This window comes from Pristimantibacillus sp. PTI5, assembly GCF_048572955.1.
Taxonomy (GTDB): domain Bacteria; phylum Bacillota; class Bacilli; order Paenibacillales; family Paenibacillaceae; genus Pristimantibacillus.
This window is the reverse complement of the sequence record NZ_CP183886.1, coordinates 4,179,949-4,200,000: the sequence shown is the minus strand read 5'-3', so window position 1 is coordinate 4,200,000 and position 20,052 is coordinate 4,179,949. Positions and strand designations below refer to the sequence as shown.

The 20,052-nt window shown below is 48.7% G+C and carries 18 protein-coding genes (1 of these 18 only partly in view); 8 read left to right on the top strand and 10 right to left on the bottom strand.

Features of this window, described 5'->3' with window-relative positions:
• From ACN6MW_RS18715 to ACN6MW_RS18695, 5 genes are all read right to left on the bottom strand, one after another.
• A protein-coding gene (locus ACN6MW_RS18715) for a CYTH domain-containing protein (RefSeq protein WP_419871567.1) crosses the window boundary here: on the bottom strand, positions 1 to 215 show its beginning. It extends 289 nt beyond the left edge of the window; only the first 215 of its 504 coding nucleotides appear in the window; the start codon lies at positions 213 to 215; its stop codon lies off the left edge, out of view.
• A gap of 14 nt (positions 216 to 229) precedes the next feature.
• Positions 230 to 997 carry an AAA family ATPase gene (locus tag ACN6MW_RS18710; RefSeq protein WP_419871566.1) on the bottom strand — a complete coding sequence of 256 codons (768 nt, stop codon included), beginning with the start codon at positions 995 to 997 and terminating at the stop codon, positions 230 to 232.
• A gap of 49 nt (positions 998 to 1,046) precedes the next feature.
• On the bottom strand, positions 1,047 to 2,228 hold the full coding sequence (locus ACN6MW_RS18705) for an SEC-C metal-binding domain-containing protein (RefSeq protein ID WP_419871565.1): 1,182 nt from the start codon (positions 2,226 to 2,228) through the stop codon (positions 1,047 to 1,049).
• A 215-nt stretch (positions 2,229 to 2,443) separates the two neighbouring features.
• The gene (locus tag ACN6MW_RS18700; RefSeq protein ID WP_419871564.1) at positions 2,444 to 3,559 is read right to left on the bottom strand and encodes a slipin family protein; all 1,116 of its coding nucleotides are present in this window, start codon (positions 3,557 to 3,559) and stop codon (positions 2,444 to 2,446) included.
• A gap of 526 nt (positions 3,560 to 4,085) precedes the next feature.
• Positions 4,086 to 5,504 (bottom strand): RtcB family protein, encoded by a 1,419-nt coding sequence (locus ACN6MW_RS18695; RefSeq protein WP_419871563.1) that lies wholly within the window; start codon positions 5,502 to 5,504, stop codon positions 4,086 to 4,088.
• 193 nt (positions 5,505 to 5,697) lie between these two features.
• Between ACN6MW_RS18695 and ACN6MW_RS18690 the strand changes: the two genes are divergently transcribed.
• The 3 genes from ACN6MW_RS18690 (at position 5,698) to katA (ending at position 9,378) form a co-directional block, all read left to right on the top strand.
• Positions 5,698 to 7,011: a helix-turn-helix transcriptional regulator gene (locus ACN6MW_RS18690; RefSeq protein WP_419871562.1), complete on the top strand. Its 1,314-nt coding sequence runs from the start codon at positions 5,698 to 5,700 to the stop codon at positions 7,009 to 7,011.
• A complete protein-coding gene (locus ACN6MW_RS18685; RefSeq protein ID WP_419871561.1) occupies positions 6,998 to 7,801 on the top strand; it encodes a WYL domain-containing protein in 804 nt (267 codons plus the stop codon). The genes ACN6MW_RS18690 and ACN6MW_RS18685 overlap by 14 nt, the downstream gene beginning before the upstream one ends.
• A 119-nt stretch (positions 7,802 to 7,920) precedes the next feature.
• The gene (gene katA, locus ACN6MW_RS18680) at positions 7,921 to 9,378 is read left to right on the top strand and encodes a catalase KatA (protein ID WP_419871560.1); all 1,458 of its coding nucleotides are present in this window, start codon (positions 7,921 to 7,923) and stop codon (positions 9,376 to 9,378) included.
• An 89-nt stretch (positions 9,379 to 9,467) separates the two neighbouring features.
• Here katA and bshB2 read toward each other — a convergent pair whose 3' ends face one another.
• Both bshB2 and ACN6MW_RS18670 read right to left on the bottom strand, forming a co-directional pair.
• The gene (bshB2, locus tag ACN6MW_RS18675) at positions 9,468 to 10,124 is read right to left on the bottom strand and encodes a bacillithiol biosynthesis deacetylase BshB2 (protein WP_419871559.1); all 657 of its coding nucleotides are present in this window, start codon (positions 10,122 to 10,124) and stop codon (positions 9,468 to 9,470) included.
• 23 nt (positions 10,125 to 10,147) lie between these two features.
• Positions 10,148 to 10,492 (bottom strand): YojF family protein, encoded by a 345-nt coding sequence (locus ACN6MW_RS18670; RefSeq protein WP_419871558.1) that lies wholly within the window; start codon positions 10,490 to 10,492, stop codon positions 10,148 to 10,150.
• Between the two features lie 137 nt (positions 10,493 to 10,629).
• Here ACN6MW_RS18670 and ACN6MW_RS18665 point away from each other — a divergent pair, with 137 nt between their 5' ends.
• The 4 genes from ACN6MW_RS18665 (at position 10,630) to ACN6MW_RS18650 (ending at position 12,968) form a co-directional block, all read left to right on the top strand.
• Entirely contained in the window at positions 10,630 to 10,854 is a 225-nt protein-coding gene (locus ACN6MW_RS18665; RefSeq protein WP_419871557.1) for a hypothetical protein, read from the top strand.
• 88 nt (positions 10,855 to 10,942) lie between these two features.
• Positions 10,943 to 11,764: a DUF4358 domain-containing protein gene (locus ACN6MW_RS18660; RefSeq protein WP_419871556.1), complete on the top strand. Its 822-nt coding sequence runs from the start codon at positions 10,943 to 10,945 to the stop codon at positions 11,762 to 11,764.
• 105 nt (positions 11,765 to 11,869) lie between these two features.
• A complete protein-coding gene (locus ACN6MW_RS18655) occupies positions 11,870 to 12,364 on the top strand; it encodes a sigma-70 family RNA polymerase sigma factor (protein WP_419871555.1) in 495 nt (164 codons plus the stop codon).
• On the top strand, positions 12,357 to 12,968 hold the full coding sequence (locus ACN6MW_RS18650) for a hypothetical protein (RefSeq protein WP_419871554.1): 612 nt from the start codon (positions 12,357 to 12,359) through the stop codon (positions 12,966 to 12,968). Before ACN6MW_RS18655 ends, ACN6MW_RS18650 begins: the two co-directional genes overlap by 8 nt.
• A gap of 2 nt (positions 12,969 to 12,970) precedes the next feature.
• Here the strand turns inward: ACN6MW_RS18650 and ACN6MW_RS18645 are convergent, their stop codons facing one another.
• The 3 genes from ACN6MW_RS18645 to ACN6MW_RS18635 form a co-directional block, all read right to left on the bottom strand.
• Positions 12,971 to 14,050, bottom strand: a complete 1,080-nt coding sequence (locus ACN6MW_RS18645; protein WP_419871553.1) for an acyltransferase family protein — start codon at positions 14,048 to 14,050, stop codon at positions 12,971 to 12,973.
• A complete protein-coding gene (locus ACN6MW_RS18640) occupies positions 14,043 to 15,812 on the bottom strand; it encodes a class I adenylate-forming enzyme family protein (RefSeq protein WP_419871552.1) in 1,770 nt (589 codons plus the stop codon). Before ACN6MW_RS18640 ends, ACN6MW_RS18645 begins: the two co-directional genes overlap by 8 nt.
• 216 nt (positions 15,813 to 16,028) lie before the next feature.
• Entirely contained in the window at positions 16,029 to 17,528 is a 1,500-nt protein-coding gene (locus tag ACN6MW_RS18635; RefSeq protein WP_419871551.1) for a DHA2 family efflux MFS transporter permease subunit, read from the bottom strand.
• 183 nt (positions 17,529 to 17,711) lie between these two features.
• Between ACN6MW_RS18635 and ACN6MW_RS18630 the strand changes: the two genes are divergently transcribed.
• The gene (locus ACN6MW_RS18630; protein ID WP_419871550.1) at positions 17,712 to 20,045 is read left to right on the top strand and encodes a hypothetical protein; all 2,334 of its coding nucleotides are present in this window, start codon (positions 17,712 to 17,714) and stop codon (positions 20,043 to 20,045) included.
• The last annotated feature ends 7 nt before the right edge of the window (positions 20,046 to 20,052 follow it).

Genomic DNA, 20,052 nt, shown 5'->3' with positions numbered 1-20,052 from the left:
CGCAGCAAACCATTGCCGAGTTTAAACGTATGCGTATACGTAACCTCGCCGCTAGCCAAATCAACGATGCGCCGAACGCGCAGCTCCTGATTTTCGTCTATGGCTAAATAGGTTTGTTCGATTCGCTGCTCGGAAAGCACCTTCAGCTTCGCTTCTTGAACTAAAGCACTCGGAAATTCCGGCAGCAGAAACTTGCGTTCGATTTCTAATGACATCCTAAACCGCTCCTTTATTGTTCATCTTCCAAGAAAAGCTCATGCAGCATCTTTTCCCGGTTATTAATAAACTGCTTCATCAATATAAAGTGATCGGTTTCCTCTAATGTGGTGCGCTCAATGCCCTCTGAGGTTAAATTATAAATCACCGCGTCGGGATAGGCCATTAGAATAGGCGAGTGTGTCGCAATAATGAACTGTGAGTTCTGCCCGACCAGCTGGTTAATCCGAGAAAGCATCGCCATTTGTCGAAAAGGAGACAATGCCGCCTCCGGCTCATCCATCATATAGAGTCCATTTCCTCTAAAACGATGGAGGAACGCCGCAAAAAAAGACTCGCCATGCGATTGCTGATGGAGCGACTTCCCGCCGTAGGAATCGACTAATCTCGGTCCTCTCGGTGTCTCGCGATCCATTTGATCAATATTTGTCGCCACGTTATAGTAGCTCTCCGCACGAAAGAAAAAGCCGTCTCTCGGTTTATTCACGCTGCGGACAAGCCTCAAATAGCGATGGAGCTCGGAATGCGTCTCTTCGGTAGAAAAATTAAAATTAATCGTCCCGCCTTCCGGATTGAACCCGAGTCCAATCGCGATCGCTTCCATCAGCGTAGATTTTCCCATGCCATTCTCACCGACAATGTAGGTTACCTTGGGATGAAACTCCAGCTCCTCCAAGGTACGTATAGCATTCAGATGAAAAGGGTAAGCATCGAAGGAGGGTACCGTCTCTCTAAGGAGTCTGACGCCTCTTAAATAAAGTCCTTGCTGGCTTTGTCTCACGGCGCATGCCCCCAGCTCGATTAGGTCTTGCTTCGTACGGCCTGCTCTGCTAGCCGCAGCATTTTTTGAACTTTTTACCGCTTTCGCAAGGGCAAGGGTCATTGCGTCCGATTTTTTGCTTGGACTGTAGATCGATAACCTCAGCTTGCCGCGCTTGATTAGGAACATGATTCAGCAGCATGCTGGCGCTTGCTCTCTTCGCAGACAGCTCTTCAGGGGAATACCCTTTGATGGCCCACTGCTTGGTGCTGTTCATTAAAGGAACCAACAAATTCGTTACCGCATTCATCGTTTCCTCGTTCGGGATATCGATGAATTCCCTCGCCAATTCGATTACTTCTGCCAGAGAGCTTCCGTTTTTGGCAGCATCCACAATTTCCTCTGCCATTAAATCCGCTTGTTCCCGGTCTATCTCGTAACGGTGAAGGACAAAGCGTACGAGATTCATATAATGGCTGTTCCGCTCAACATACTCAGGCTCTCCCGCTTTAAGCAGCTGCTGCTTCGTAAACGGACAAAAATCCAGATCATGCCTTAGCGAACGTTCTTTCATAATCGCTTGCGGATCTGCCACCCGAGTGTCGGAGATCGTATCATCTGCATGGATTTCGAATTGGTCATAATAGTGAGAGGCGTCGATTAAGACATCCATAAACTCCTTAGACGCTTCCGCGCCGTCCCCCTCGGAAACAACAAACGATATTAATTGTTCAACGGTTAACGTTCCATAATAGTAAAGCAAACCCTGCGTCATCCGGATCCATTCCATGCTGCGGCTGACGTTCGGCTGATCTTGTACCGCATTGCCCTCTTTCATTGTCTCCAGTAATTCCAAAGGCATGAGGACAACCCGCTTCCCCTCTACCGTTCCCGGAAAAAGAAGCCCGCGCTCGCGGAAATATTCATACTGCTGAAGCTCCAGCAGCGGCTTATCCCAAATGCCGTCGTTTTTCACTATTTTTTGAATGAGCTTAATCCGGTTTTGGTCAAAGCAGCGCACCGCTTCCGAGAGATGCTCAGGAATCTTCACAGCCAGCTTTTCTACCAGGCCCTGTTTATTGAGTGAGCTTAGGTTGCTAATTTGCAAATTCGTACGAATACTAGTCAATTGCTGCTTTGATAATGTGCCCAGCGCATCCGCAAACGATAAGGGATACGTCAGCTGCGGCCAAAATTTATCCATTGCTTTATCCATTGCTTTATCCATTGCTTTATCCAGCTTTGTAGTCATGGTATTCTCCTAAATTGTAGATGTATTTCATGCTCTTCTAGCAAATTAAAGGGTAACCCCAAAAGACATGCAGGTTCAAAGATAACAAAAATCGAAGCTGGAATCAAACAAAATAATTTAATATATCCCCTATAAAATGTAGAATCAACCTATAAATAGAGGCTGTCTCCGCAGGCAATCAAGCCTTTTCGAGACAGCCTCTTCAGCTGGTTTCATCATGGTTTATCCACGCTTTTTAAGCTAAGCAGCGAGTTTAGCTGTTCTAGTAAATTACCGCCGCCCGTGAGTGAAATCGTGCCAATCTTCTCGCAAATTTTCTCCAGAAATTCTAGCTCCTTCAGCCGGAACAGCGTAACGTTCTCATCCATCAGCTTGGCGGTGTTGAGGAGACTTCGGGTAGAGGCTGTTTCCTCTCGGCGCGTAATAAGATTAGCCTGCGCCTTCTTCTCCGCAAGCAGCACCGTATTCAAAATATCCTTGATGTCGCCCGGCAAAATAATGTCCTTGAGGCCCGCGGATATAAACTGCACGCCGTAATGCTCCTTCTGCTCATTCAAACGAGATAGCACAAACGTCGCGATTTCCTGCTTCATTCGCAGCAAATCATCCAGCTTAAGCGTACCGACATACTCCCGCAAAATGAGCTGCAGCATAATATATACCTGTTCCTCGAACGACTTGATCTGGAACGCTTTGAGCGGATTGACAACCTTATATTGGCATACGAAGTTGAGCCGCAGCGTGACCTTGTCCTCCGTCATAATTTCTTGGCCGGTCATGTCCAGCTGAAGCTGGCGCAAATCGACTGTTTTCACCTGCACGCTCGTAGGACCCTTCCAGAAATAATACCGGCCGGGACGAAGCTCCCTCTGCAATACGTTATTGTAGAAAAGAAGGCCGGATTCGTGGCTGGCAACTTCGAACATTTGAATATAGCCCTGCAGCTTCGAGAGCAAAGAACGGTCGATCTCCTCCGATATTTCGGGATTTCTAATGTCAACGCGTATAAACGTGTGCTTCTTGACCGCATTCCAGAAAGCATATAGGCCCGCTGTCAGAAGCGAATTAAACTTTCCGTCCTCAAAATGCAGCGCATACTCGTAATCCTGCACGTCAGCAACCGTTAACTCCTCCAGCAGCTGCTTATCCTGAAGAAACAGACTCAACTCCTTGTTCGGAACGGCGAAGCGCTTCGTTACATTTTGCAAAATAACACTGTCGTCTGCAAAGGAAGCATGCCGGTATACGCCCGGCTGCAAAAGCTTGATATAGCTGCCTTTTTTGAAAAGCAGACCGCGTTCATCGTTTTTGATGATTACTTTTTCGAACATGAATAAACACCTCTTTGCGGTTTTGGTGGCCTTGGTAACAGAAGCTCTCCTGCGGCTGGGCCGGAATCAGGCTTAAGTAAGGAGTGGAGCTGTTTTATCGCTTCGGCATGCCCAGACGCATTCAAATGCATGATCCATTCGTTTGCATTCTATTTCCTGCTTGGCAATAAGAGACAGCCTGCTCCGAACGGTATCCGCCGATTGCATAGGCATTGCTGCAGCGAGGATGCCTAGGCATCCTCCGAGAGCCACTGTTAAAGGCAGAGTCAACAGAAAGTTCTCCTTGGAAGGGAGTTAGGGTGCTCCGAAGAGCATCGTCGCTTTGGAGGCGATTGTCAAAGAGAGGGGGATAAGCCCCACTCTTTCATATGGGGAGATTCCGCCAGGATGGAACATACAGCATACAGGCGCATAGGATGCGCGAGCACTGCGGGATTTTCGAAAATCCCAGCCAAGGTACGCCATTCGGACATGAATCTCATCTATTATTGAAGTGATCTTTAATAGCGAAAGTGATCGCGATAGATTAGATGCCTTTAATGGCTGCCATCGGTTTGCATTTGGCTACCACGGCAGCTAAGGATGCGCCAACGACGCTGTCGATGATTTGATCCACATCCTTGTAGGCTTGCGGGCATTCATCGAGAATCGTCTGCAAGGAAGCGTGGTTCACGAGAATCTCGTCATCGGTGCCAACCTTCAGCGATTGCTCGAACTCATCGACGGTCACCAGCTGCTTCGTTGCTTTACGGGATCTTGCCCGGCCTGCCCCATGGCAGATGGAATAGAAGTTTTTCAACCCTTCATCCTTCCCTACCATAATGTAGGACGACGTTCCCATAGAGCCTGGAATGAGTGCCGGATGCCCCGTTTCCTTATAGACAGGCGTATTCAAAAAATGTCCCGGCGGCAACGCCCGTGTCGCTCCTTTGCGATGAACGAGCATCGGCTGGTTACGGTGAAATTCCTTCAGCGCGTAATTATGCATCAGGTCATAGAGGACGGGCATTTCCATGCCCGCTCCGAATACCTCACGAAAGGCTTCGCGAACGCCGAAGGCAATCATATGCCGATTGCTAACGGCAAAGTTGAGCGCGGAATACATGAGATTCAAATAGGTCTGCCCTTCTTGGCTCGTTATCGGCGCATAAATCAAATTCGGGTCCGGATTGCTTACGCCCCACTGGTTCATGGCTTCCTTGATGGCCTTGTTATGCTCCCGGCCAACCATCCCGCCCCAAGAGCGGGAGCCGGAATGGATCATGACGACAACCTGGCCGTCGAACAGGCCCCATTTTGAAGCTAAGTCCGCATAGGCCTCATTGATCTCCAAGTACTGAATCTCAATAAAATGGTTCCCGCTTCCGAGCGAACCGAGCTGGCCACGCGCATACTTCAAAATTTTCGGAGGAAGCTGCTTCAGATAAGCGGTATCGAATGCAAAATGCGATTGCTCCACATGCGTCAGCCACTGTTGATTCGGAACATACTTTTCAGGCAGCCCCTTCAGACCATGCTCCACTACGCTCAACACATCAATATCGTCGTAGTTCGTATTTTTGCGCTCGTTTGTCGGCACGTATTTCTCGATCGCCGCAATCAACGCTCTGCGAACATCCTTCTCCTTAATATCCCGCTTATGCAGCGGAGTGGTGTGAACACGCATCCCGCAGCCGATATCCGATCCGACGATCGAGGGAGACACGAAACCGTCCTTCATATTCCATACCGCCGTTGTCCCAATGCAGGTTCCGATGCCGACATGCGCGTCTGGGGTGTAGCTCATATATTGATTCCGCGGAATTTGCAGGTTATGGTTTGCCATTTCATATACTTTTTCTCCGAACGTTTGGAATACCTCATTGTTTGCGAAAACATGGAGTCGGCCATGCTCCAGCACCAGCTCATGGTGATTGCCGCCATGCTTCTTATGCTGCATCAGCATTGTAAAACCTCCCTATTTCTTGCTCTCATTCTTCCGGCGTACCGCCTTCTTATGAGCCTTATTTTGCATGTTTATGGAGGGCGTGAACATGGCGAAAGTATGACGACAAAGGAAAATTTTCCTTTTTGTTCAAATCGGCAATCTTCCTGTTAAGATAGATAAAGAATATCGATTTGGACGGAGGAACCCCTGCATGGCGAGAGAAAGCTTTGATAAGGAGATCCAGTTTTTGCGCATGCTTGTCCTTACCAGCGGGGCATATAATCGTCAGCAGTACGCAGACAGACTCGGCATCTCCATTCATACCTTCGATAAAACCATCAAACGTTTGAAAGAAATCGCTAACGCGGTTTACCAGCAGCTTCCCGCGGACAAAGGAAAAGAGTTTGCGGAGACGGTCCGCTACAGCTATCTTGATTCGTCGGATCCCATGCTGCTGTTTTTGTTTCGGGCCAAATCACTTAAGGAATCGGAAAGCCAGCGTCTATCCCTGCTGCTTGCGGCTATGCACGAGAAAGCTTTGACCGCAATGGAGCTGCTTGATCTCTGCTGCGGCAGCATGCCGCCGGAGCTTGCGCTTCCCGACGAGAAGACCATACGGGGCGATCTTAAATATTTGGAGCAGGTCGGGGTCATCCAAAAAGAGCCGGGAACGCGCCCGTTCCGGTACCGGACATATAATGATTTGATCACGGCGCTATCCCCTGAGGAGCTGCAGGATTTATATGATTTTGTAGACATTATGGCCAATACCCAGCTGCCTTCATTGCACGGATATTTGCTTCGTGACGGGTTAAAAAAGCATATGGCCCGCAATCCGGGCGATTACGGCCGCGCCGAGTCCTTCTTATATAAGTACCACTATTATTCCCGTATATTGGATGAGGCCCATCTCTTTACGCTGCTAGACGCGATTCGCAGCCGGCGCTTCGTCAGCTTCCTATATTTTTCGCCAAAAAAAGAAACGAGCTACGCCTCCAAGAACACTAATCCCTTATTTGAGAGGGATACCGAAGGCAGCCAGGAGATGATCCTCCCGCTAAAGGTCGTCTATGACCATCAATACGGCCGTTGGTATTTGCTAGGCCGCCATCCCCGCCATGGCATTAAGAAATACCGTCTGGAAGGTTTGACCCAAATCTCCGAAGGGGATGCGGCTCCCGAAGCGGACTATGAAGCCCATACATCCGAGCTTGAACAGCGGATCCGGCAGAGCTGGCTCATCGATACGGGCAAGCCCGTTACGGTAAAAGCCCGTTTCTTCCATCCTGGACCCGGCATATCGAACTTCGTCAAGGAGCGTGTTCTCCTGCAGGGACAATGGGGGAGCATTACGGAAGAGACCGGGGACTCTTTTATCTACGAGATAGAAGTGAACGGCATCGTTGAGATCAAGCCGTGGATTCGGAGCTTCGGCTCCAGCTGCGAGGTGCTGGCTCCCTTGAAGCTCCGGGAAGAGATGATTGCGGAATGGAAGGAGATTAAAGGCTACTATGAATCCCTTTGAGAAAATATTCAATTACCAAATCCTATCCAAGCTTGAGGATTCGGGAACCTTCATTATAACGGCGCATGAGCGGGGCTGGCTGAAAATGATGCTCGGGCATCCGGCTGCCGCCCATGCTTTTGCGCCGGAAACCTATCGCAAGCTGCAGGATGTATTAGGGCAAGAGCAAGGCTTGGAAACTGGCGGATTGCTTCACAAAGCCGCAAGCAGGGTACGCCATGTCTATCATCCGAAGGTCCGGCAGCTCAGGCAAGCCATCACGAACAAGGCGATCCTTCGATTTAGCTACACCATAAAAAACGGACGAACTTCCGAGCTGCAAGAAGGCTTTCCCTATAAGCTTGAATATTCGATGGTTAAACGGGAATGGTATTTGCTCTGGTATCATATAAATAATCGGATGCTGATGAGTACAAGACTGGAGAAGCTCGCGGAAATAAGCGAGCAAGCATGCCAAGCGGAAGATTACGAGCAGTTAACCGCCATCGTCCATGCTTTAATCTGCAAACGCAGCATGAATGCGGATATACTCGTCGTGCCAGGATACAACGGGGAGCTTTCGCGTATTTTATACGCTTTTTCTTGTTTTGAGAAGGAAGTAAGCTACGCACCGGAAACAAACGAATACACGATTCGTTTATACTTCAACAGCAACGAGAGCGAATTCGTGCTTCAAAAAACCCGCTTCCTCGGAAAACGGGTCCGGATCTTGGAGGGCGGCCAGCTAAGGCGGCGCATGCTGGAATCCGCGACAAAATCGCTTGAACGTTATGCGGAACCGCACAATTAATCACATTTTGGAGAAAAATTTTATTTATAATGATTCCAAAATAATATTGATTTTCCTCTGGAAAGCGGTAACATATTAGTTGAGGTGCAATCATACAAAATCAATGAGGTGAAGCTATTATGAGTACAGAGAAGAACAAGCTTACGACTAGCACTGGCGCTCCAGTTGGAGATAACCAAAACTCGATGACAGCCGGCTCACGCGGTCCCACGTTAATTCAGGATGTTCACCTATTGGAGAAACTTGCGCATTTCAATAGAGAACGTGTTCCAGAACGCGTTGTTCATGCGAAGGGCGCAGGCGCACACGGTTACTTCCAAGTTACGCATGATGTCACCCCTTTTACCAAAGCCAGCTTCTTATCCGAGGTAGGCAAACGCACACCAATGTTCATCCGTTTCTCCACCGTAGCCGGTGAGCTTGGCTCTGCCGACACGGTTCGCGATCCCCGCGGATTCGCCGTGAAGTTCTATACCGAAGAAGGAAATTATGATTTGGTCGGCAATAACACGCCTGTGTTTTTCATTCGTGACGCTATCAAATTCCCTGATTTCATTCATACGCAAAAACGCCATCCGCAAACCCATCTCAAAAATCCGAATGCGGTTTGGGATTTCTGGTCCTTATCCCCTGAATCCTTGCACCAGGTAACGATTCTAATGTCGGATCGCGGTATTCCGGCTACGCTTAGACATATGCACGGCTTCGGCAGCCATACCTTCAAATGGGTAAACCATGAAGGGCAAGCCGTATGGGTTAAATACCACTTCAAAACCGAGCAAGGCGTAAAAAACTTAGCTCCCGAGGTTGCGGCGCAGCTTGCCGGCGATAACCCTGACTACCATACCGAGGATTTATTTAATGCGATTAAAAATGGCGATTTCCCGGCTTGGAAGCTTTATGTACAAATCATGCCGATTGAGGATGCAAATACATATCGTTTCGATCCGTTTGACGTGACGAAGGTATGGTCGCAAAAAGACTACCCGCTGATCGAGGTTGGACGAATGGTGCTCGACCGCAACCCGGAAAATTATTTTGCCGAAGTTGAACAGGCGACGTTCTCCCCAGGTTCGTTTGTGCCGGGCATCGAGGCTTCTCCTGACAAAATGCTGCAAGGCCGTCTCTTTGCCTATTCCGATGCTCATCGCTACCGGGTTGGCGCGAATCACAACCAGCTGCCGATCAATCGTCCACATTCTGAAGTAAACAACCATCAGCGCGATGGGCAAATGCGTGCCGACGGCAATGGCGGTGCTTCTATTTATTACGAGCCGAACAGCTATGGCGGACCGACGGAATCGCCGGAGAACAAGCCTGCCCCGTTCGAGGTTTCCGGCCAGGCAGACAGCGTTTCTTTTGACCATAACGACCATTATACGCAAGCCGGCGACTTATACCGTCTGCTGAGCGAAGAGGAGCGAGCACGACTCGTCGACACGATCGTCGGTGCCATGAAGCCCGTAGAGAAGGATGAAATTAAGCTTCGCCAAATCGGCCACTTCTACAAAGCGGACCCGGAATACGGACAGCGGGTCGCTGAAGGCCTGGGCTTATCCGTGTCGCAGCAATCATAGACTTCTATTATTCGGATCTTTTCTTCAGCCATATATAACGAAACGCAAAGGGGACGGCTGCAATAGCCGTCCCCTTTGCGTTTCTAGCATTAATTAAACGGATAAATCCAGAAGCGCTCCGTTCCGAACCGCTCCTTTATTTCCTCGTCCTCCAGCTTTTTATTGCCGACCAATTCCGCCGCCTGGAACTGGGAACGGTGTGCTTCGATAGAGGCCATCTTTTGCCGCAAGTAATCCTTAACGTCATTTACTAGATGAGGCTTGCCTAATACTTGTTGATGGTTTTTGGAAAAAGCCACGCAGTAAACTGCAGGTCTCTCCTCCGGTGGAAGCTTGCCGATGACGCGAATGACAGCCGCTCCGCATGCATCATGATCCGGGTGAACGCTGAAGCCCGGGTAAAAGGTATAGACATGTGACGGACGAAGCTCTTTAAGGAGCGCGTCAATTTGGCCATCTAATTGTACCTGGTCTTCAAACTCAATCATTTTATCGTGAAAGCCGAGCATTCTAAGGTCCTGTATCCCAATAGCCTCACAAGATCTCTCCAGCTCCAATTTTCGTATATGCGGAAGGGTTACCCGATTAGCAAACGGCGGAATCCCCATATTTCGGCCCATCTCTCCAAGCGTTAAACAGGCATAGGTAACATAGGATCCGCTTTCTATATGCTTAGCCAGCGTACCTGATACCGTGAAGGCCTCATCGTCAGGATGCGGAAATATAACCAAAACATTTTGAGCCATAGCTTCTCCTATCTCCTCTCTCATTAGAAGGGTTCCCTGCTTAATTGCAGCGAAACGATCAGCTTTCCTTGTGCATCATGTCCGGCAAGCAGCAGCCTATCCGTCTCGTTCTCTTCCCAGTGCGTCAAGCCCTCTGTATATATCCAGCCATGCTCCATCTTCAGCCCCACCCTGTAAGGCCCATTTCCTGCAATCGATCCGTGGGAATAACGAATCATCGCATTGGTAATGAAGTTTGCTGCCGGATGTTTCGTGCTGTCGAGATGGGCAGCATAAGCCCCCGTTGTCATTTCAAGATGAACGTAAAGCTCCTGCTCCTTCAAACTATCAATCCTATGCTGCACATTCTCAGCATGAATAAGCTGCATCGGTATCCCTCCTCTATCTCCTTAAGGCACACAATATTTATAAGAATGCAATCATTCTAACACACTTATCCCGAAAGAAATAACGTAGGTTTTTGTGGTATACTGCTACAATATGAATATGTTGGAGGATTAGCCCCATGAAAATTTATGTGATTCAATCGTTTAATGAAGACGGCTTGGAAAATGTGTATGTAGGCTCAGACGAGGAAAAAGCGCTGTCATTAAAATCAGCTGACTTCGACCATTGCGATGCCCTGTTTGTCGAGATCTGGGAGGATGGCGAGAAAACGGATGACTTCCGCCTCGTGGAGTCGCCTGAGGACGCTGAAGAGGAAGAGGAAAGCGTTAAAAGCGAGCAATAAGCTCCTTTTTAAATAATAGGTAGCCTTGCAACCTTTTGTCGGACACTGCCGTCTAGTGTTCGACTTTATTTATAGGGAGAGAAATTAGATGTTACCTGCGAAAAAATCACTATCCAAAATAGCCGTGCTTGCGCTCACCGTATCCATGCTGGCTGCAGGCTGCAATAATACCGGAAACGAACCGGCTAATAACTCATCAGCTGGAAATGCATCGAATGAAGCCGAGGTTACGGAGCAGCCTACCGATAATCCCGCAACGGACGAGCCGGCTGTTACCGAAGAACCTACGGCAGACGCTGCAACGAGTGAACCGGCTGCAACGGAAGAAGCAGTAGTAAAGCCCGCGGCTACGGCTAAGCCTACCGGCAAACCATCCGGCGGAAAGCCTGCCCAAACAACGGCGCCAAAAGAAAAGCCCACGCAGAAGCCGGCTGCAACAGCGAAGCCGACGCAAAAGCCAACCCAAAAACCAACTCAAAAGCCAAACCCAACGCCTAAGCCTACCGTAAAGCCGTCTGAGGATGTGAAAGTATCCGATATTTCCGATAAAATCTTAGCCGAGATGGAGATGCCGCGCATGATCCCTGCAGAAGGAGAGCTCGTTAAGGATGTATACGGGATTGACGCGGGCGCTTTGCTGTCAGAAAGCATCTTCCTGCAAGCGATGATGAATACGAAGGCTACCGAGCTTGTGATCGTAAAGCTGAAATCGGAGAAAAACTACGATGAGGTGGCTGAAGCTTTGGAGGCCCGCGCCGCACAAATCCAGAAAACATTCGAAACGTATTTGCAGGATCAATACGAGGATGCAAAAAATTATAAAATTATCCGTCACGGCAATTACGTCATGCTGTCCATCTCTCATGATCAGGATAAGGTCGTTGAAATTTTTAACGGTTTCTTTAAATAAGCAGCGCGATAAAATCCCGACCTTCGCCGGTCGGGATTTTTTTATTATTGCCGTTGAAACATTTTGACCGCATGGAACGTGTTAGGGATGAAGGAGTCGACGCGAATGCCGAGCAAGACGTTATTTTCGAGAGAGGATTTAGCCGAGCTGGTCCATCGTTACGCGGATATGATGCTGCGTATTGCTTTCACCTATGTTAAAAACCGTGCTGACGCGGAGGATATTTGCCAAGAAGTTTTTATAAAAATCGCTAAGCAGCATAAAACCTTTCAGCATGCCGAGCATGAAAAAGCATGGATCATTCGCATAACGATTAATGCCAGTAAAGATGCGCTGCGAAGCCCGTGGAAAAAACTTTTTAGCCCCATTAACGAAGCGTCGCTTCCGATCGTACAGCAAGAGAACAACGAAGTTGTTGCTTGCGTGCTGGAGCTGCCGAAAAAATACCGCATCGTTATCTATCTCTTCTATTTCGAAGGCTACAGCACCGCGGAAATTGCCGGACTCTTGCGCCGAAACGAGAATACCGTGCGGACGCAGCTCCACCGTGCCCGCGAGCTGCTAAGAAAAAGCATGATCGGAGGATTTGTAAATGAATAAATATAAAAAGGGAATGGAAGAAATTACTGCAAGCGAGGAGTTGAAGCAGCAATTTATAAACCGGGCACAGCAACGGCAGCCGACAAAAAAGAACAGCCTCCGAAGAGCCGCCCTTTTCGCTGCTGCCTGCTCGTTTATTGTAGTAATGGTGTTTGGGGCCTCGTTCTTACAGCCTGATAACAAATCGGCATTAACCGGCTTTGTTATTACCGCTTATGCGGCGGACGGCGCCCCCGTTGTCATGAAACCAAACGTTCTGCTTCCTCTCGGGACATACAGCCCGTTAATGAGCAGCGTACCCGGCTTTCCGATCCGCATCGACGCAGAAGACGCGGATCGGATCGAAGTCATCGTAACAGAAGGAGTCCTGTTGACATGGTCTCCTTCGTCTCCGAAGGTTGTCCACAAGGGGAAAAGCATGCAAACCGCAACCGGTAACACGCTATACTGGTCGCCAATCGATGAGAATAACGAAATCCCATTTGCAAAGAAAAGTCTCGTTTCCGTTATCGCCTACAAAAACAAGCAAGAGCTTAGCCGCCGGGTTATTGAAATACAAAGCACTGATAGCCTCAATTACAGCGGGCTGCTAAAAGAAGAATAATCTTATAACGCAGCGCTTCTCGTTTTCCTGGCGGACAATGTATTGGCGAACATGCGTAAGAATGCCGTAGCCGCGATGCATTCAAGCAAGGTCAGAAGCAGCAGCGTGAGATCCTGTCCTGCGTTCATACGCTCGATGCTCCAACCAAGCAGCCACAAGTTAGCAACCATGAATAAGATGTGCCCGAAAAACGTGACCATGCTGAACAAGCCGATGACTTTGTTATATTTATGGACGGCCTCGCTTCGGATACGAAGAATGCCGTAAAAAATCAAAAGCGTATTCGGAAGCACGCTGAAGGTAAGCTTGTATTCCGTCGTCCATTCGCTAAACAGCAGCAAAAGCAGCGTCTCTCCTAAGGTTAGAATGACCGAAAAGATTAAAATTGGTTTCACCTTGATTTGCATAAGTTTATCCTCGAACTTCGCAAGCAGAACGCCCGCGGTAACAAAGGTGAAGCCGAAACCGATATACCGGGTCGCAAATAAATTCAAATAGTCGAGATACGCGGGATCGATCGGAGGAAAGCTGTGTGCCGTGACACCTAACACATATTTCAAGCTGCCGGATACGAATTGAATGCCCACAAACCCCGTCAACGCCAAAATAACGGCAGGCCGAACGTATTGCTTTTGGAATAGCCAATAGGCAGCGAGCAAACCGAAAACAAGCGGAGGAATGAACCAAAATTGAATAAAGGGACCATTCAGGACAATAGCCATAAACAATATCTTAGCTTGCAAAACGAGATTGCCGGCTGACAGACCCTCGCTGATCAGCTTCGGCACGATGCTTTGCGCAATGAAAATAACGCAAAAAAAACAATAGATGATTGCGATGCGCTTGAAATATTTTTGCATATACAACCGCGGGTCAACCGCATGGCTCCAGCTTTTATAAGCTAGAAAACCCGATACGACGTAAAAGCAAGGCACGACCACTCTGGTCGCCAAGGAAGTAAACTGAATGATCGCTTGCCCCGGCATAAGCGCCATATATTTGATGAGCATGAGGTGGGCAACGAGAACAAGCAAAGAGCCCGCCAGCTTAAACATAGTAATACCCGGATAGTATTTACGCATTTTTCCTCAGCTCTCCCGTCCCATTCAGCACGAGCGACTTGATTTCCGCAATGGATATTTTGCCTGTAGGCGATAGCGGGAACATAGGCAGGAATACGATGTAACGAGGCAGCTTAAAAGCCGACAAATAAGGCGCCAAATCATTTTTCAGCTTCTCCGGAGTTAGGCTTGCCCCTTGCTTGGCGACGATGCAGGCACAAACCTGCTCTCCGTAAAGCTCATCCGGCACGCCAATGACGAGAGCTTCCTCCACATCCTTATGCCGCAGCAGCACATTTTCAATTTCCACAGGAGAAATCTTCTCGCCGCCGCGGCTAATCATTCTGTGCAGCCGACCCGTAATCGTTAAATGGCTTCGGTCGTCCAGAAAGCCCAGGTCACCGGATTTGTACCAGCCGTCAGCCGTGACCGACTTTTTGTCATAGGCGTCATTGGTATAGCGCATTACCCTGTGGCTCCGAATCGCGATCTCGCCATGCTCATGGGGAGGCAGTTCCTCTCCCGTCTCGGGATTCAGTATGCGCACCTCTACAACCTTATCGACCTTTCCCCCAATGCTGTAGGTGCCTTTCTCAAATTCCTTGTAATGAATCAACCCGCTAAAAAGATTCGTATGGCTAAGCATCCTGTACAGCAATAGCAGCGGCAAGCTGTTCTTGCGATTAATAAAACAGGTTCCGTTGGCGACAGAGCCGGCTTCCGAAGAGCCGTAACTTACCATAAAAAAATACAGATTCAAATTTTTCATGATTTTTTGCAAAATCGTATTGTTCACCGCGGCTGAGGTAAATGCGATGCCGAGCAATGATTTTAAATTATATTCGTTTCTTTTTGGGGACAGCATCATTTGCTGAATCATGTAGGGTGTGCCTATAAGCACCCTGCATTTTTCTTTTTCAACGGCTGACAGCGCGTTTAGGGGATTGAAGTGGCCAAGCATGACAATCCGGATATTACAGGCCTTCAAGCCGGTAAAAAGGGTGGCAAATCCGCCAAGATGGTATAAAGGCAGCAAATTCATTACTGAAAAAAACCGCGTGATTTTATCGCTCAGCATCATTAGCAAAGAACTGCTTTTCCCCGGCTTATCAACCAAATTAGACGATAGCAAGAACGAAGCCGTGGAGCGCATAACGCCCTTCGGAAGGCCCAGCGTGCCGGAGGTGTATAGAAGAATGAGCGGGTCTTGGGGGACTAACGCTTCGCAGGCTGCTGAAAAAACCTTTTCCTCCACAGCCGACCCGAGCATAGCCAAATCCGAATAGGATTGAAAAGGCTCAACGCCTTCATTCTTTTCATCCAGCACAAAAATATGCTCCGGCAGCCAATCGCCGTCTGCACCTTCCTTGCTGCAATCCAGAACGATTTCCTGCATGATCGCCGGAAAATGGTTATGCTGCGCCTCGCTCCCCATAATCAGGGCGACCGGCCGGGCGTCCTTCAAATAATGCTGGAGCTCCAGCTTCTTTGAATAGGTATTAATCGGCACGATGACCGCACCGACGCAGGCTGCCGCAAACATCGAAATCACCATTTCCGCTCTGCCCGGCATTAGGATGGCAATCGCATCGCCTTTCTTGACGCCGAGCCGCAGGAGACCTTTGGCCAGCAGCCGCGACTCCTCCCAAACCATACGCCACGTATAGTGCTGATCGAGAGTCGGAAAGCTGTAGGCAACGTCATGCGTGCTTTCGGCTGCTCTTTTTTGAAGCATGTAAGGAATCGTATTCCTATTCCATGTGCCCGTATTCTTATTCTTCATCTACCTTAACCCCCGCATTTGTAAAATAAACGGTACAAGCCTTTAACAACGTTAAGCATCCTTCATAAAGAACGATATGGATTGAAAAATACAATCGCCGCAGCCCCATAGCGTCAATATGTATAATATAACACCTAAATGGTTCTTAATAAAGAACAATTATTCGAAAAAATACGCCGCAGCGTCTTGTGAGAAGCGCTTGCGGCGTATGCCGTATTATTTGCCCGAAACCGTTGCCGTTACGGGTTTGACTCCTGCCTTTTCTTTCTCAGGCTTTGTACTCGGCCGCTCTCCGCGCTTTGTCTTTCCTATGAATAAGCTGAGCGGAAGCGCAGCGACTGCTACCAATGTAGCAACGACGTAGACATCGTTCACGCTCATCGTAAATGACATGATTCCAATATGAAGCTCATTGTTATCTCCGGCTTTCATTAAATCGGTCGCATGCGAAACCGATCTCGATGCGAGCATCGTCGTGAAGATCGCGATGGCAAACGAGCCGAATACATTCCGCGTCCAGTTCGTAATGGCTGAAGCATGCCCCGAGAGCTCGGCAGGAATCTGCTCCATGGCCGCATTGCTTGAAGGCATAACGACAAACGCGATCCCGATATTACGAACGATCATCCACCATATGACATAGGAATGGGAAACATCGACGCTTAACCAGCTTAATGCCAGCGTACCGACCGTGAGCAGGACGATTCCGCCGGACATGAGCCAGCGCGGCCCGATAATACCGTAAAGCTTTCCAACAACGGGCATCAGCAGCGCCATCGCCAATGAAGCCGGCAGCAAAATCATGCCTGTATCCATCGCCGATACATGCTGGATTCTTTGAAGGAATACCGGCGTCAGCAAGGTGCCTGAATATAAGCTGATTGTAATAATATTAGAGATGACCGCATTCAAGGTAAAACGTCTGTCCTTGAACACTCTTAGGTTAAGCAAAGGCGTTTCTGTCGTAAGCTCGCGCCATACGAATAGAAGCAGCGCAATCACGCCGACAGCGAACAAAGAAACGATCTTCCAAGATCCCCAGCCCCAGTTATGGCCTTGGCCAAGCGCAAGAAGCAAGGATGAGCTGCTTATGATTACCGTCAAGAAGCCAAGCCCGTCGAAGCTTTTTGGAATATTCATCCGATAATAAGGAATGTAGGCATACACGAAGCCTATGGCAACCAACCCGATGGGAATGTTCATAAGGAATAGCCACTGCCAATTCATGTTTTCCAGAATCCAGCCGCTGATGGTAGGTCCGAAAGCAGGTGCCAGCATCGCGGACAAGCCCCAGAAGGCAACGGCCATCGCTTGGCGTTCTCTTGGAATGATTTGATATATAATCGACATCGTAGCCGGAATGATTAGCCCGCTGAATGCGCCTTGCAGCACACGAAAAAAAATGAGCGAGCCTTCGCTCCATGCCGTCGCGCACAGTATAGATGCCAGTGTAAAGCCGATTAATGAAAACAGATAAAGGCGTCTGTAACTGAATCTTTCACCTAAGTAACCGGCTATAGGCGCCGTTGTCCCCATCGCCAGCATAAACCCGGTTAAGGTCCACTGCACAGAGCCCAGCGTCGTATTAAAATGATCCGTTAAAATTTCGAGCGCCAGGTTAATCGTAGCTGACGCCAATACGCATAAAAACGATCCGATAAAAATTGCTACCATTATAGGCCAGAAACGCACCTTTTGTGATTCTGCTTGATCCATTTGATTATCCACACCCTTTGAAATTACTTTACAGCTTAACTATTATATTTTAGTTCTAAACTAATTTCAATGGAATGTTAGGTCTTTTTCCTGCTCCTCCAAATGAAAGCGCCGCTACTCTTCTCCGCTGCTCAAGGTTATAATAAAAACGGGAATATGAAAATTAAGGAAGTGAATGATAGTATGGCATTTCATTCTCAAGAAAATACATCTCAAGCAGCAGGCAAGAGCATGCAGAAGCAAAACATGCCTTCTCAAGAGCAGCATACTACTGCTTTAAGAGAGCAATCGGCAGCGGGCGTATCCTCTGCAAACCTCTTACACTTACAAAAAAACATGGGAAACCGCGCCGTTACGCAGCTTATGTCGGCGCAGGGCGTTGTCCAAAGAAAAATTGCGATAGAGGATAATGCAGGCAGCGATGATATTTTGGAATACTGCAAGTCCAAAATGCTTTATTACGTCTCTCCCTCCGAGATCATGGACGAAGTCATGAAGGAGAAGCCGCCGCATATCAAGGAGCAGTTGGAGCAGGAGCTGCTGCTCGGCTTTAGCTTCTCTAAGCTGAACAGCTTCTTGGAGGATTGGCACAAGGACGGCAAATCGTTTACATACAGCAATGACAGCAAGGGCTTCAATAAGCTGGCCAAGGACGCCGTTAAATATCATTTGAACAAACATTACAATTGGCGCAGTATCGGTACGGCCGAGTATATGACAGGCGATGCTACCGGACTCGCGATGGTTCCTTTAGTCGATTCCGGCCTCACGGTCAAGGTGCTGACGGGCGATCAGAGGAAAGCCCCCTCGCACCCGGAAAAAGCCGAGAACTTCCTAAAGGATCCTCCTCCCCAAACGGAGATAAATAAGAGGATTCAAGGCCCCTCTTTTTTGAAAAACCGCGAGCAGCTCCCGGAGTACTTTGATGCAGCGCAAAGAGCAGGGGGCATCGCATTCAGCCAAACCGACGATAACCGCGCTTACCAGGGCACGTCCGACCGGTATTCCACCGTCTACAACGAGCATACGCCCGGCGCCGTAAAACCTTGGAACAAAGAAACCTACGAGGCTACGCGAGTGATTGGCGAAGCCCTGCATGATCCCGAGAAAACAAAAGTGCTGCGGGAGCAAATTCAGCTTGGTAGCTCCGAAGGAGACCAAGCGCTTAAGCTGAAAATCGAGGAGTACAAAAAAGTAATGCTGGACCCCGTACTAAAGGGCAAACAATGCCTCATTCTATGGGGACGCAACAGCGGGCAGAAAGGCGGCGCGCATAAGGAACTCGACTCGCATCAGCTTATGGTTTTTCAGTTAGCCGCTAAGCTGAAGGCTTCTTTTCCGGCCCGCCAGCTCGTCTTTGTCGGTGACGAGGTCGTAACCAAAGAAGAGCTGGGCGCCCGGAACGAAGTCGTGCATCTCGGGGAATTCTGGAAGCCGCAAAACTCCGGCGAGGAATATGCCCCTTCTCTCCGCGACCGCAATGCGCAGCGCTATTTATTTCAGCTGCTGCATCAAGAAAACGACGCGGTATCCATCGGCATGCGGAGCGGAAGCTTGGAAGGGATGGCGCTGCTAGGCCTGAATGTCATTTTTATTGATGACAAAGACAATAATGCCGCGGGACGAATGGAGTTTTGGGCCGGAGACGCCGCAGATGAACGGGCAGCCGCGCTTTCCGGGCACGAGGATGATTTTGAAGAGCAGGCTGCATGGGAGAAGTCGAAGGAAGGCCCTTTGCAGAACTACAAACGCATCTCTACCGTACAAAAGATGGGCGACGAGATCGATAAACGATATGCGGTTTTACAAAGGGGAATAACGTTTTATCGAAAGCTATTATCGGAAAGAGACCATACCGATTCACCGGTTTGCACATCTGGAGGCACTGATTCCGGCATAAAAATGACGGCAGACATTTTGAGCAAGAGAGAGTATGCCGATACGTTTTTCGCGAATAAAATGACGGATAAGCCTGCTGTCATCTCCGCTTTTCTCAAAGAATATGATAGCCTGGTAAATACGATATCCAGCGTTAATTACAAAGGCAAAGCAGCTGTTACGAGAGCCAGCAGCTTTAAATTTAATGAAGCTAACATTCGAAAAATGATGGCAAACATTGCCCAATTGGATGAGAGCCCGGAAAAAACGCATGCTCTAAGCCATTTACACACGATTTTGGAGAAAAAGGATGTTACGCTGGCGAGTTTGGCTGGCGAATGGGGCGACTCTAAGGGTGCGGAAACCCTTCTGAGGAACATTGCGGCGGATGCGCCTTCCTCTAAGCAATTGCAAGCCTTCAACGCCTCGTTCGATAAGGTTAAAAGCGGCTTTGACGGAAAGAGCGAGGCTGCTGCCGCAGGCAAGATTAAATTTAAAATAGCGGATATTAATTCGCTGCACGCTGCTTCAGAACTGCTGGTCAATCACAATGCACTGCAGACGAATGAAAAGGATCAGGTATCATTCCTCGTTAAATACTTAAGTCCAGACAAAAAAGAACCAAGCCTCGCGAAGTGAATTCCGA

Coding starts and splice junctions, on each gene's coding strand:
- ACN6MW_RS18660 (WP_419871556.1), top strand. CDS start 10,943: ATGTTACCTGCGAAAAAATCACTATCCAAAATAGCCGTGCTTGCGCTC.
- ACN6MW_RS18635 (WP_419871551.1), bottom strand. CDS start 17,528: ATGGATCAAGCAGAATCACAAAAGGTGCGTTTCTGGCCTATAATGGTA.
- ACN6MW_RS18650 (WP_419871554.1), top strand. CDS start 12,357: ATGAATAAATATAAAAAGGGAATGGAAGAAATTACTGCAAGCGAGGAG.
- ACN6MW_RS18695 (WP_419871563.1), bottom strand. CDS start 5,504: ATGCTGATGCAGCATAAGAAGCATGGCGGCAATCACCATGAGCTGGTG.
- katA (WP_419871560.1), top strand. CDS start 7,921: ATGAGTACAGAGAAGAACAAGCTTACGACTAGCACTGGCGCTCCAGTT.
- ACN6MW_RS18705 (WP_419871565.1), bottom strand. CDS start 2,228: ATGACTACAAAGCTGGATAAAGCAATGGATAAAGCAATGGATAAAGCA.
- ACN6MW_RS18700 (WP_419871564.1), bottom strand. CDS start 3,559: ATGTTCGAAAAAGTAATCATCAAAAACGATGAACGCGGTCTGCTTTTC.
- ACN6MW_RS18640 (WP_419871552.1), bottom strand. CDS start 15,812: ATGAAGAATAAGAATACGGGCACATGGAATAGGAATACGATTCCTTAC.
- ACN6MW_RS18655 (WP_419871555.1), top strand. CDS start 11,870: ATGCCGAGCAAGACGTTATTTTCGAGAGAGGATTTAGCCGAGCTGGTC.
- ACN6MW_RS18645 (WP_419871553.1), bottom strand. CDS start 14,050: ATGCGTAAATACTATCCGGGTATTACTATGTTTAAGCTGGCGGGCTCT.
- ACN6MW_RS18665 (WP_419871557.1), top strand. CDS start 10,630: ATGAAAATTTATGTGATTCAATCGTTTAATGAAGACGGCTTGGAAAAT.
- ACN6MW_RS18630 (WP_419871550.1), top strand. CDS start 17,712: ATGGCATTTCATTCTCAAGAAAATACATCTCAAGCAGCAGGCAAGAGC.
- ACN6MW_RS18690 (WP_419871562.1), top strand. CDS start 5,698: ATGGCGAGAGAAAGCTTTGATAAGGAGATCCAGTTTTTGCGCATGCTT.
- ACN6MW_RS18685 (WP_419871561.1), top strand. CDS start 6,998: ATGAATCCCTTTGAGAAAATATTCAATTACCAAATCCTATCCAAGCTT.
- bshB2 (WP_419871559.1), bottom strand. CDS start 10,124: ATGGCTCAAAATGTTTTGGTTATATTTCCGCATCCTGACGATGAGGCC.
- ACN6MW_RS18670 (WP_419871558.1), bottom strand. CDS start 10,492: ATGCAGCTTATTCATGCTGAGAATGTGCAGCATAGGATTGATAGTTTG.